Origin of the sequence: Flagellimonas cixiensis, from assembly GCF_042134615.1 — a bacterium.
Taxonomy (GTDB): domain Bacteria; phylum Bacteroidota; class Bacteroidia; order Flavobacteriales; family Flavobacteriaceae; genus Flagellimonas; species Flagellimonas cixiensis.
Genome location: NZ_CP169639.1, coordinates 2,069,262 through 2,081,414 on the forward strand (window position 1 = coordinate 2,069,262; position 12,153 = coordinate 2,081,414).

General features: G+C 39.5%; 10 protein-coding genes. 3 read left to right on the plus strand and 7 right to left on the minus strand.

Translation table 11 applies throughout. From position 1 onward, the window contains the following. The first annotated feature begins 18 nt into the window (after window positions 1-18). Window positions 19-2,724, plus strand: coding sequence for an AsmA-like C-terminal region-containing protein (locus ABT310_RS09145; protein WP_375323598.1), 2,706 nt, complete (start codon window positions 19-21; stop codon window positions 2,722-2,724). A 31-nt stretch (window positions 2,725-2,755) separates the two neighbouring features. Here the strand turns inward: ABT310_RS09145 and ABT310_RS09150 are convergent, their stop codons facing one another. The 3 genes from ABT310_RS09150 to ABT310_RS09160 form a co-directional block, all read right to left on the minus strand. Then, the gene (locus ABT310_RS09150) at window positions 2,756-3,520 is read right to left on the minus strand and encodes a DUF6090 family protein (RefSeq protein WP_375323599.1); all 765 of its coding nucleotides are present in this window, start codon (window positions 3,518-3,520) and stop codon (window positions 2,756-2,758) included. Window positions 3,521-3,558: 38 nt separating this feature from the next. After that, complete coding sequence (locus ABT310_RS09155; protein WP_375323600.1) at window positions 3,559-4,893, minus strand: YfcC family protein; 1,335 nt, start codon at window positions 4,891-4,893, stop codon at window positions 3,559-3,561. 186 nt (window positions 4,894-5,079) lie between these two features. Next, window positions 5,080-5,880 (minus strand): DUF2797 domain-containing protein, encoded by an 801-nt coding sequence (locus ABT310_RS09160; protein WP_375323601.1) that lies wholly within the window; start codon window positions 5,878-5,880, stop codon window positions 5,080-5,082. 97 nt (window positions 5,881-5,977) lie between these two features. Between ABT310_RS09160 and ABT310_RS09165 the strand changes: the two genes are divergently transcribed. Next, on the plus strand, window positions 5,978-7,486 hold the full coding sequence (locus tag ABT310_RS09165) for a GH3 auxin-responsive promoter family protein (protein ID WP_375323602.1): 1,509 nt from the start codon (window positions 5,978-5,980) through the stop codon (window positions 7,484-7,486). 198 nt (window positions 7,487-7,684) lie between these two features. Continuing rightward, on the plus strand, window positions 7,685-8,224 hold the full coding sequence (locus ABT310_RS09170; protein ID WP_375323603.1) for a hypothetical protein: 540 nt from the start codon (window positions 7,685-7,687) through the stop codon (window positions 8,222-8,224). Here the strand turns inward: ABT310_RS09170 and clpX are convergent. The 4 genes from clpX to ABT310_RS09190 form a co-directional block, all read right to left on the minus strand. Further along, window positions 8,221-9,456 (minus strand): ATP-dependent Clp protease ATP-binding subunit ClpX, encoded by a 1,236-nt coding sequence (gene clpX / locus ABT310_RS09175; RefSeq protein WP_375323604.1) that lies wholly within the window; start codon window positions 9,454-9,456, stop codon window positions 8,221-8,223. The two genes, ABT310_RS09170 and clpX, sit on opposite strands and share 4 nt — an antisense overlap. 89 nt (window positions 9,457-9,545) lie before the next feature. Beyond that, window positions 9,546-10,223 (minus strand): ATP-dependent Clp endopeptidase proteolytic subunit ClpP, encoded by a 678-nt coding sequence (gene clpP, locus ABT310_RS09180; protein WP_375323605.1) that lies wholly within the window; start codon window positions 10,221-10,223, stop codon window positions 9,546-9,548. An 89-nt stretch (window positions 10,224-10,312) separates the two neighbouring features. Beyond that, window positions 10,313-11,635: a trigger factor gene (gene tig / locus ABT310_RS09185; RefSeq protein ID WP_375323606.1), complete on the minus strand. Its 1,323-nt coding sequence runs from the start codon at window positions 11,633-11,635 to the stop codon at window positions 10,313-10,315. A gap of 99 nt (window positions 11,636-11,734) precedes the next feature. Then, on the minus strand, window positions 11,735-12,079 hold the full coding sequence (locus ABT310_RS09190) for a phage holin family protein (protein WP_375323607.1): 345 nt from the start codon (window positions 12,077-12,079) through the stop codon (window positions 11,735-11,737). Between the last annotated feature and the right edge of the window lie 74 nt (window positions 12,080-12,153).

Here is a 12,153-nt window from a genome sequence, read left to right on the forward strand (position 1 = left end):
GTTGTAAAACATTAAAGTATGAAGAAAAAAGTCCTAAAGATTACTAGCATAACCCTACTTATCCTACTTGCTCTGATCATTATACTTCCCATCTTCCTTCAAGGTAAAATTGAAGGTTTGATTAAAGAGAAGGTGAACGAAAACATTAATGCTACGCTCGACTTTGAAGATGCGAGTTTGAGCTTGCTCAAAAGCTTTCCGTATGCCAACGTGGAACTCTCCAAATTATCCTTGGTGAATAAAGCCCCTTTTGAGGGTGACACCTTGTTCGCAGCAGCTGAAATTGAATTGGCCATGTCCATTAAAGAGTTTTTTAAATCCGCCGATGAACCTTTGGTCATCAAAACATTCAATATTGATGGCGCTAAAATCCATATTAAAGCAGATGAGGAGGGCAATGCCAATTACGATATAGCCAAAGAAGGTGATTCAGCTCCTGAAGAAATATCAACTGACGAATCGAGTGATAATTTCACCTTGGCCATGGATGCCTATTCCATCACCAATACCGATATTGTTTATGAAGATTTGGCGAGTGGAATGAAATTGGCCATTACCGAAATGAACCATTCTGGATCGGGCGACCTTTCCTTGGAAAAATCCGAACTTAAAACCTTGACCGAAGCTTTGGTCTCTTTTGAAATGGATGGTTCCAAATATTTGAATAATAACAAAATCAATTTAGATGCCTTGATAGGTATTGATTTGGCTGAAAGCAAGTACACCTTTTTGGACAACAAAGCCATGGTGAACCAATTGGCCTTGGTTTTTGACGGATTCGTGAAGTTGAACGATGACAACCAAGAAGTGGATATCACGTTTAAAACGCCATCGTCTGATTTTAAAAACTTTTTGGCCGTTATTCCTGAGGCGTATGCTTCCAATATTGAAACTGTACAGACTACCGGTAATTTTGAGGTCAACGGCGCATTCAAGGGAATTGTGGATGAGGAACATATTCCTGCGTTCAATATCAAAATCAATTCGGACAATGCCTCTTTCAAATATCCTGACTTGCCAAAATCGGTAAGCAATGTGTTTATTGATACTGAAATCAACAACGAATCGGGGGTTGTAGAGGATACCTACGTGAACATCAACAGACTTTCTTTTACCATAGATCAAGATAAGTTCAACCTGAATGCTAAAATCAGGGAGTTGATGGGTAACACTAAAGTAAACGCCCACATGGATGGTCGTGTGAATTTGGCCAATATTTCAAAAGCGTATCCTGTGCCAGACGAGTATAATTTAAAGGGCATTTTGAATGCCGATGCCACCACTAGTTTTGATATGGCCTCTTTGGAGAAGCATCAATACCAAAACACTAAAATGAGCGGTAATTTTGAGTTGACAGGTTTTGAATATGCCTCTCCAGAATTGAAACACCCGGTTGCCATCACAAAAGCTGCCATGACTTTCAATCCACAAACCGTGGCCTTGAATTCATTTGAGGGTAAAACAGGAAGCACGGATTTTAATGCGAGCGGTACTTTGACCAATTTGCTTGGATTTATGTTCAATGATGAGAGCATTCAAGGGAACTTCAAATTGAGTTCGAACCAATTTGCTTTGAACGATTTTATGATGGAAGATACTGAAGTTGAGGAAAGCGGGGAAGTTTCCAAAGAAGAGGGAACCATTTCGAGTACGGGAGATGAACGCATCAAAATACCATCGTTCTTGGATTGTACGTTGGAAGCTGCAGCCAATACGGTAATCTATGATAATCTGAAGTTGAAAAATGTTAAGGGTACCATGACCATCAAAGATGAAACGGCTACTATTCAAAACTTGACCTCTGATTTATTTGGCGGAACGCTTGGCTTAAAGGGTTCGGTGTCCACCAAAGGGGAAAGCTCCACTTTTGATGTGGATTTGGGTATGAATAATTTCAATATCGGGGAATCTTTTGCTGGGTTGGATTTGCTGAAAACCTTAACGCCTTTGGCAGCTGCACTTCAAGGGAAACTGAATTCTGACATTAATTTGTCCGGGAACCTGAACCAAGATTTTACGCCTAATTTGGCTACTATTTCAGGGAATTTATTGGCAGAGTTGTTATCTCCGACCATTGATGCCCAAAAAGCACCGCTGGTATCATCTTTGGACAGTAAGTTGAACTTTTTGAACACCAAGGAAATCAACTTGGATGGATTGAAAACCGCTTTGAGTTTTGATAATGGTACGGTTAAAGTGAAACCATTTACCTTAAAATATAAAGATATCGCTATCAATGTGGATGGAAGCCACTCGTTTGATAAGCAAATGCAATATAAAGCGACATTGGACGTGCCTGCCAAATACATGGGGGCCGAGGTGAACAAATTAATTGCGCAATTAAACGATGACAGCCTTAAGGAAATGACCGTTCCCGTAACTGCTAATATTGGCGGTAGTTTTACTGACCCCACCGTGACCACCAACTTAACTTCTGGTGTAAAGACATTGACCACCCAATTGGTTGAGGTTCAAAAACAAAAATTGGTGAACCAGGGAAAGGAGTCGGCAAGTAAATTATTATCGGATGCCCTCAATAAAAATGCTTCGGATTCTACTGGAACAAAATCCAGTGTAGAGGAGACTATCGGTAATTTATTGGGTGGGGATAAAACCAAAACTACCGATTCTACTGCAACCAAAAAAGAGGATAAGGTCGAAGAAACGGCCAAATCCCTTTTAGGAGGACTGCTCGGTAAAAAGAAAAAGGATACCGTAAACTAAAAATAAAAGGGCGATGTTAAATCGCCCTTTTTTATTTCTTAATTTCTCCCTCAATAGTTTCCAAAATCACATCCATGCTTTGCATTAGTGGTGTGTAATGGGTGGTTTCTGTATTTATGCTGGTGAGGATGAAGATGAGCAAATTGTTCTCAAAAGCTGTAGAACCTAAAATGGAAAGGTTGCTTTGAGTTTCAGTGGCATTGGGCAAGCCCAAATCTCCAGAAACTCCTGTAAGATTAAAGATAGTCTTAATGCTTTGTTGCTCACTTCGGAACATATCAATCACTTGGGTTCTTTCGGCATCTAACATCACCTCTTGTTTGGTGATATCCTCTAAGTTGGAAACCCAATTGGTGAGCAACAAACGCAATCTAGGGTTTCTTACATCTTTTAAGCTTCCCGAATTGATCATTTCATTGAGCAAGGAGTTGTTCGGATTGAAATAAATGTCAAAAGCAAAGGCGTTCAAGAATAAATTTGAAAGGGTAGCTTCCGTTGGGAGGGAGTCCGTTTCCATAAAGGCGAGGATTTTTTTTGCATCCTCATAGCTTTGTTTGTTCACCTTGATCAACTCTTCAAGTTTGAGTTTGCTGGTTTGGAACTCACCCTGTAAGCCCAAAAGGTATATCTGTTCCTTTTCTTTTTTGACCCGGTTTTCATTGGCATTGTTAATCGCGAGGGCAATCAATATCCCTATTACGACCAAAACAATTTCGCCAATGGCGTATAATAGGTAGTTGCTAACGTTCTTTTCCGCTACCAATTTTTTTCTGATGTTTCTAAAAAACTTGAGCATGGTTGGTTTTCAAAGCCTAAACTTACAAATACTTTTGTTTAGTTGTAACCTGTAAGCACAGCAACCACAATGGAAATGGCTCCTATCAACAACATTAATAAAGTAGGTTTAAGGGCAAATTTGAACCACTTGTTATAAGAAATATTGCCAAGGGCCAAAACGGCCATCAGCGCACCATTGGTCGGCACCATCAAATCGGCTAAAACTGCACCATATTGATAGGCCAATACGCAAGTTTGTCGAGATAATCCAATCAAATCTGAAAGTGGTACCAATATAGGAAGGGTCAATATGGCCTGACCGGAATAACTGGGCACCGGAAAATGTAGAAAGACATGGGAAACCATCATCATAACCCCTGAAAGAGCAGGTGTTAAATGTTGCAGTGGAGCAAAAAGACCATGCACAATAGAGTCCATGATCATTCCATCCCTTAATAATATAGAGATACTATTGGCCAAACCTATGATGATGCAAGCGAAGACCATTTCTTTCATGCCGGCAACATAGGTTTCCCCAGTTTTGTTCCAACCGAACTTCGAAATAAGTCCAGCTGAAATACCCAAGACAAAAAAGCAGCCAGACATTTCCTTGAATCCCCACTCAAATTGGATGATACCATAAATAACAATTACAAATGTGGTGGCCAATAAAGCTAAAATGATTTTGCTACGGGAGCTCATGCTTGCACTTTGCGTAGGCATATCTATTTTTTCAATGCGGTTTTTTTTGGCATAATAAAGCAAGTAAATCACCCAAATAACAAAGGCAATCAATAGCGTGGTTATACGAAGTGAGCTGCCCGATAACAATGGTAAGGCAGCTTCTTTTTGAGCTATGATTACCGCAAATGGGTTGGACGGACTAAAAGAACTTCCCACAACGGTAGAACCATAACTGGCAAAAAGCATGGTCAACGTATTATAGCCCAAACTTTTGCCAAATAAAATTAAAACTGGGGTCATCGCTACAACTTCTTCTTGCAAACCAATAGATGCCCCACCTGCGGTAAATAGGGTAGCTATTAAAATAAGTGCCAGATTTTCTTTTCCTTTTAATGTTGAAACCATTTGGACCAGACCTTGGTTGAAGGCGTCCGTTTTTTCAATAAGGTAAAAACATCCGCCAATCAAAAGGATAAGGACAATGAGTTCGGCCCGCCCGGAAATGCCATTGGGAATTGAAACCATAAGATCGAACAATGTTGGGCTTTCCGTGTTGATTTGCTGATACGAGTCGTTCACTACACGGGTAATACCTGTTTCTGTGTCAACAACTCTTTCGTAAGATCCCTGGGGAATAATGTAGGTGGATATCCATGCTAAAAGGATAACCCCGAGTAAAATGACAAAGGCATTCGGGAATTTTTTCATATGAAGTTGGTTTTATCAAAGGGTTTGGTTGACATTGGGAATACACAGTGTCGTTTCCTTTCCCAAAAACCATAACCAACTTCATTAAAAGGAAAGTTTAACTCCTTTAAAGTAATTCTTTTTATTTAAAAATCAGTTCTTTATGATGACTTGGAGACTGTTTTTGTAAATTTTCCCAAATGAGGGCTATTTTGGATTTACATCAATACCCACATAATAGCCTTCGCTACCACGAACATTGAAAACGGTGTTGTCTTCAAAAATAAGGTATTGTCCCTTAATACCCTTTAAAACTCCTTTGTAACTTGGCGTTTTATCCAAATTCAGACTTTTCACCTTCTCAGGATATTGCAAAACAGGGAATTCCAAGTGGGTTTCTTCCTTGTCTTTCAAGAAGTAGCCAGTTACTTCATCTGGAATGCTAGCCTTCAATTTTTCTCGCCATTCCACTAAATCCACATCCTCAATATCATTTTTGAGCATTTTTTGCCAACTGGTCTTGTCGCTTACAAACTCTTTGAGGGCTACTTCCGTAATTCCAGCCAAATACCGATTGGGGACCTCCACAATTTCCAAAGCTTCGTGAGCCCCTTGATCAATCCAACGGGTGGGAACCTGCGATTTACGTGTCACCCCAACCTTTACATTGCTCGAATTGGCCAAATACACAATATGAGGTTGCAATTGCATGCGCTTTTCAAACTCCAGATCACGATCTTCCTTTTCTAAATGTGCGGTGCTCAATTCAGGTTTCATAATCCATTCACCTGCCGTTGGCGTTTCAAAAAAGCAGTTCCTGCAAAAGCCTTGACGGTAAATGGGCTTGTCCTCGCCACAATTCAAACACTGAAACTTTATAAAATCAATTTGGAGTTCCTTGTCCAAAACTTGGTTCATGTTGATGAAATCGTTTTCAAAAACCAAAAAATATTGGATAGGTTTACCGTTTTCGGTTTGCATTTTGCGCAAGACTCCTTCGTATAGCATATTGAAATTTATGTTTTGATCTTATTTGAAAATGAAGCCCAGAAAGGCTATTTTAGCTAAGACACCTAGCTGAATTTCTTGGTTAAAGATACCTAAAATGCCAATACCATTATTCAATTCCATTGCTTCTTGGTTGCTGCGAAAGCGATACCACCAAATAGAACTTTTCTTAAAGTATCCTTTGGATGTTCAGGATGAGGTATTGAGGAAATTGGTGGATTTTTCCCAAGATACCATGATAGGAAAGCAATATGGCTTTGAAGATATCCCGAAATACGAAGAATTCAGAAATCGCGTACCCATTGTAGGGTATGAGGATATAGCCCCGATGATTGAGCGAACACGCAGGGGGGAACAAAATATTTTCTGGCCCACGACCATTAAGTGGTTCGCCAAAAGTAGTGGCACGACGAATGCCAAGAGTAAATTTATTCCAGTGAGCAACGAGGCCTTGGAAGATTGCCATTATAAATCGAGCAAGGATTTTTTATGTCTCTATTTAAACAACAACGAAAATTCCCAATTGTTCACGGGCAAGAGTCTTCGATTGGGAGGGAGTAAGGAGTTGTATGAGGATAACGGAACCTTTTTTGGGGATTTATCGGCCATATTAATCGATAATATGCCACTGTGGGCAGAATACAGCAGTACGCCAAGCAACAGAGTGTCGCTGATGAGCGAGTGGGAGTCCAAATTGGAAGCCATAATTGAAGAAAGTATCCGTGAAAATGTAACCAGTTTGGCCGGTGTGCCTTCTTGGATGTTGGTCCTATTAAACCAGGTGCTCGAAAAGACAGGAAAAAACCATTTGTTCGAGATTTGGGAAAACCTCGAAGTCTATTTTCATGGCGGGGTGAGTTTTACGCCCTATAAAAACCAATACAAAAAACTATTGCCTCGCAAGAGTTTCAACTATTATGAAACCTATAATGCTTCGGAGGGTTTCTTTGCGATTCAGGATAGAAACAATTCCAACGATTTGTTGTTGATGCTCGACTATGGCATTTTCTATGAATTTATCCCGATAAGTGCCCATGGAGAGGCATCACAGGCTGTTCCTTTGTGGAATGTTGAATTAGGTATTAATTACGCTATGGTGATTACGACCAATGCAGGACTTTGGCGCTATAAAATTGGAGATACAGTTCGTTTCACCTCCAAAAATCCATATCGTATTCGAATAACGGGACGGACCAAACATCACATAAATGTGTTTGGAGAAGAGTTGATCATTGAAAATGCGGAAGAGGCTTTAAAGCAAATTTGTCTTAAAACCGATGCAGAGATCATGGATTACACGGCTGCCCCAATTTTTATGGAAGGGAAAGAAAAAGGAGGGCATGAATGGGTGATTGAGTTTAGAAAACCCCCAAAAGATGTAGCCTATTTTACAGAAGTGCTGGATAATGCCCTTAAATCCTTAAATTCTGATTACGAAGCCAAGCGTTACAATAACATTACGTTGAATATGCCAAAGGTGCACGTGGCTCGAAGAAACCTTTTTCACGATTGGTTAAAATCCAAGAATAAACTCGGTGGACAACATAAGATACCAAGATTGTCCAATGAGCGCTGCTACATCGAAGAGCTGTTGGAGATGAACTAAATCAATTCCCACTACCCACCATTTACACAAGATTATAGGTAGATTGCACTATTATGATTTATTTACGAAAACGTTTTCGTAGATTTGACCCTTTCGTCGTGGAAAGGACCCTTTTGAACAAATAAAAATGGAATTCAGGCGTTTAAGAATGAAATTCACGACAACAAATCTTTATATAAACACAAAACCATATAGATCATGTCAGAAAAGCTCATTGTCGTCTCAGATATGTGGGGCGCTAAAAAAGGACTTTGGATTACTTCTTATTTTGGATACCTTCAGCAGTATTACGACATCGAATTTTACGATTGCCAACAATTAGGTGATATCGATGTGGCCATTTCTTCTGAAGAGAATGTACACAAGGCTTTTGTGGATGGTGGAATTGAAACTGCAGTAAACAATTTATTGCGCAAAGAAAACAAACCAGCTCATTATTTGGCTTTTAGTACGGGTGGAACCATTGCCTATAAAGCGGCTTTAAAAGGGTTGCCTATGAAATCTTTAACCGCCATCTCTGCCACACGAATTAGATTGGAGAAGCAAAAACCAAACACTGACCTTAATTTGATATTTGGTGAGCGCGATGAGTTCAAACCCGATTTTGGTTGGACCCAAGAAGTAGGGGCAGACATAAACATAGTGCCCAATTTCGGGCATATGCTGTATTCCGATGAAAAAATCATCTCGGATGTGTGTCTCGAACTTTTGGAAAAAGTCACAAAAAAAGCAGTTTAAGAAACTGCTTTTAACTTTTTGATGGTTTCAAACGAGAGCTTTTTCTCTGCGTAGGATTTGGTTACCTTAAATTCAGTCTCGTCGCTGCTTGGTAAATCAAACATGGCATCGGTGAACACAGCCTCGCACAGCGAGCGTAATCCTCTTGCACCCAACTTATATTCTACGGCCTTTTCCACAATATAGTCCAAAGCTTGGTCTGTAATGGTGAAAGTAATGTTGTCCATGGCAAACAACTTTTCATATTGTTTGATGATGGCATTTTTTGGCTCCGTTAGAATAGCTCTCAATGTTTTGGCATCCAAAGGATTCATATGGGTCAATACAGGAAGTCGCCCAATAATTTCAGGGATAAGCCCAAACTCCTTTAAATCTTTTGGAATGATATATTGGAGTATATTTTCATTGTCCAAGTTATCTTCTGCTTTGGAAGCACTGTAACCAACGGCTTGCATGTTCAAGCGTTTGGTGATGATTCTTTCGATACCATCAAAAGCACCGCCTGCCACAAACAAGATATTTTCAGTGTTGACCTCAATGAATTTTTGATCAGGATGTTTACGTCCACCTTTAGGTGGTACATTTACCGTAGTTCCCTCCAGCAATTTTAAAAGACCTTGTTGTACTCCTTCACCGGAAACATCGCGGGTAATGGATGGGTTATCACTTTTACGGGCAATTTTATCAATCTCATCTATAAAAACAATCCCGCGTTCCGCTTTTTCCAAGTTGTAATCTGCAGCCTGAAGTAATCGGGTGAGTATGCTTTCCACATCCTCGCCTACGTAACCTGCTTCTGTTAGTACGGTAGCATCAACAATCGCCAATGGAACGTTGAGCATTCTTGCAATGGTTTTGGCTATAAGGGTTTTACCGGTCCCAGTTTGCCCCACCATAATAATGTTACTTTTTTGAATTTCAACCTCTTCATCTTTTCCTTTAGGTTGAAGTAATCTTTTATAGTGGTTGTACACCGCCACGGACATCACTTTTTTGGTGCGTTCTTGTCCAATAACAAATGTATCCAGGAAATCACGGATTTCCATCGGTTTTTTCAATACCAATTCCGAAGAAAGATCTTGGTTTTTGGACTGTTTGGATTCCTCAGCAACAATGCTGTGGGCCTGTTCTATACATCTGTCGCATATGTGCGCATCCAAACCGGCGATCAATAGATTGGTCTCTGGTTTTTTTCTACCACAAAATGAACATTCCAAGTTTTCCTTTGCCATAAATAAACACTATTCACCCACAATAACGCAAAAAAAATGGAATTGTTCTGCGATAAATGGCTGTTTTTAAATTAATTGCTGGTGATTTATTATTTTTCTCTCACCAAAATTTCGTCGATCATACCGTATGATTTGGCCTCTTCCGCCTTCATCCAGTAATCGCGATCACTGTCCTCATACACCTTTTCAAAAGTTTGTCCGGAATGTTTTGAGATGATCTCATACAGTTCATCTTTGATCTTCAGCACTTCTTTGGCTGCAATTTCGATATCGCTAGCCTGTCCTTGAGCACCGGATAAGGGTTGGTGAATCATGACTCTAGAGTGTGGTAACCCACTACGTTTTCCTTCGTGACCTGCACAAAGCAACACGGCAGCCATAGAGGCTGCAATTCCAGTACAAATAGTAGCTACATCTGGTTTAATAAACTGCATGGTGTCGTAAATACCCAATCCGGCATACACGCTTCCACCTGGGGAGTTGATATAAATCTGGATGTCTTTGGAGGCATCAGCACTTTCCAAGAACAACAATTGGGCTTGTACAATATTGGCTACTTGATCATTGATGCCAGTACCCATAAAAATAATGCGGTCCATCATCAATCGGGAGAAAACATCCATAGCAACAGCGTTCAACTGCCTTTCCTCGATAATGTTCGGGGTCATGTTCATGGGGTACATGGTACTCATGATTTGATCATAGTGCATGCTGTTTATTCCGTGATGCTGGGTAGCATATTTTCTGAATTCTTTTCCGTAATCCATAGGATTTAAATCGATTTATCTTAAAAAAAAGGTGCCGAAAAATTAGCTTTTCGGCACCGTAAAGATACTTAAATTTCTTTTAGCGAAGCCTAGCTATATGCTTCCTTGATGAAGTCGTCATAAGAGACTTCCTTCACCTTTATGTTAGCTTTTTCCTTGTATAGGTCCAAAAGCTTTTGGCTCATCAATTGCTCTGAAAGTCTTTTTACTTCGTCTTGATTTCCTAAAACTCTTGCGGCGATTCCGTCCAATTCTTCTTCTTTAGGATCCATATGACCGTATTGGGCCATTTGCGACTTGATAAATCCTTTGGCAAAATCCTTTAACTCATCAAACTGAACTTGAAGATCATTTTCTTTAATGATTTTACCTTCAATCAATTGATAACGTAGCCCTTGCTCAGATTTTTCGTATTCTTCTTTCGCTTGATCATCGGTCAACATTTCTTCACCACTTACCTGAATCCATTTTTGCAAGAACTCGGCAGGTAGTTCAAAAGTGGTCTCCTCAATCAATTTTTCAGTGATGTCGTTCAATAATTTTTGGTCGGATTGTTGCTCGAACTGCTTTTCTGAATCTTCCTTGATTTTGTCTTTCAATTCTTTTTCAGAAGAAACATTTCCTTCTCCGAACAATTTATCGAACAACTCCTGGTTCAATTCAGCGGGCTCCCTTTCGTTAATTTCCTCAATGGTAAAAGTAACATCGATGGCCAATTTTTCTGCTTTATCTGGAGTTATCCCCAAAGCGCTGGAAAGCAAATAATCTTCTTTGAACAAACCTTTGGTGTTCAAAGTAACTTCTTCACCCACTTTTTTGCCAACTAGGGCATCAATTGCTTTTTTGCTTTTGATTTTATCCAATTCCAAAGTGGTCTTGTGGTCAATTTCTTCTGCCTCGTTGGCAAAGAAACCAGTAACCTCGTCTTTTTTGCCTACTTCGGTTTTGGAAACCAATTTGCCGTATTGTTTTTGGATACGTTCAACTTGGTCGTCGATCATTTTTTTATCGGCAACTATTTTATATTGGGTAACTGCTTTTTTGGTTTTCAATTTCACTTCAAAATCAGGAGCCAATCCTAATTCAAATTCGAAATCCAAGTTTTCGCTGTCCCAGTCAAAATTATCTTGTTGCTTTGGAAGTGGGTTGCCCAACACATCCAATTTTTCTTCGGTAAGGTACTTGTTCAGATTGTCTTGAAGTAATTTGTTCACTTCATCAACCAAAACAGCTTTTCCGTACTGCTTTTTAATAAGGCCCATGGGAACCTGACCTTTTCTAAAGCCAGGAATATTAGCCTGTTTTCTATAATCCTTAAGGATTTGTTCTACCTTATCTTGATAGTCTTCTTTGCTGATCGCAACTTTTACTACTGCATTAAGTTCGTCAATCTGCTCTTTGGTTATATTCATCTCCTACCTAATTTGCTTTTCAAAAATGGGATGCAAAAGTAATGCTTTTTTGGGTTGCTAACAACTTTTTAAACCGTTGAGTTTCAAACCGTACGATTTTTATTGGTCTTCCTTTAAAACAGAATGTAAAATTGCCTGTAAAATGGATAACAACAAACTGAAAATAACGGCCCACCAAAAGCTCACTACCTGAAATCCATCGATAAGATTTGCAGCGAATAATATGATGATGGCATTGATCACCAAAAGGAACAGCCCTAAGGTAAGAATGGTGATGGGCAGAGTTAAAATCACTAAAATGGGTTTTACCAAAAAATTAAGTACACTGAGCACCACAGCAACGATAATTGCAGTCATCATGGAATCAACACCAACCCCTGGTAAAATATAGGAAAGGATAACCACGGCAATGGCATTGAGCAAAAGTCTTAAAATAAGCTTCATATAGTTAAGGATTAAGGTTAGTAAATAAAAAAGCACCGCATAGCGGTGCCTTTAAGATAAAAAAATAAATGTTT

Bases quoted from the DNA above. Each gene is read 5' to 3' on its own strand.
- ABT310_RS09145 (WP_375323598.1), top strand. From the start codon at position 19: ATGAAGAAAAAAGTCCTAAAGATTACTAGCATAACCCTACTTATCCTA.
- ABT310_RS09150 (WP_375323599.1), bottom strand. From the start codon at position 3,520: ATGCTCAAGTTTTTTAGAAACATCAGAAAAAAATTGGTAGCGGAAAAG.
- ABT310_RS09155 (WP_375323600.1), bottom strand. From the start codon at position 4,893: ATGAAAAAATTCCCGAATGCCTTTGTCATTTTACTCGGGGTTATCCTT.
- ABT310_RS09160 (WP_375323601.1), bottom strand. From the start codon at position 5,880: ATGCTATACGAAGGAGTCTTGCGCAAAATGCAAACCGAAAACGGTAAA.
- ABT310_RS09165 (WP_375323602.1), top strand. From the start codon at position 5,978: ATGCCAATACCATTATTCAATTCCATTGCTTCTTGGTTGCTGCGAAAG.
- ABT310_RS09170 (WP_375323603.1), top strand. From the start codon at position 7,685: ATGTCAGAAAAGCTCATTGTCGTCTCAGATATGTGGGGCGCTAAAAAA.
- clpX (WP_375323604.1), bottom strand. From the start codon at position 9,456: ATGGCAAAGGAAAACTTGGAATGTTCATTTTGTGGTAGAAAAAAACCA.
- clpP (WP_375323605.1), bottom strand. From the start codon at position 10,223: ATGGATTACGGAAAAGAATTCAGAAAATATGCTACCCAGCATCACGGA.
- tig (WP_375323606.1), bottom strand. From the start codon at position 11,635: ATGAATATAACCAAAGAGCAGATTGACGAACTTAATGCAGTAGTAAAA.
- ABT310_RS09190 (WP_375323607.1), bottom strand. From the start codon at position 12,079: ATGAAGCTTATTTTAAGACTTTTGCTCAATGCCATTGCCGTGGTTATC.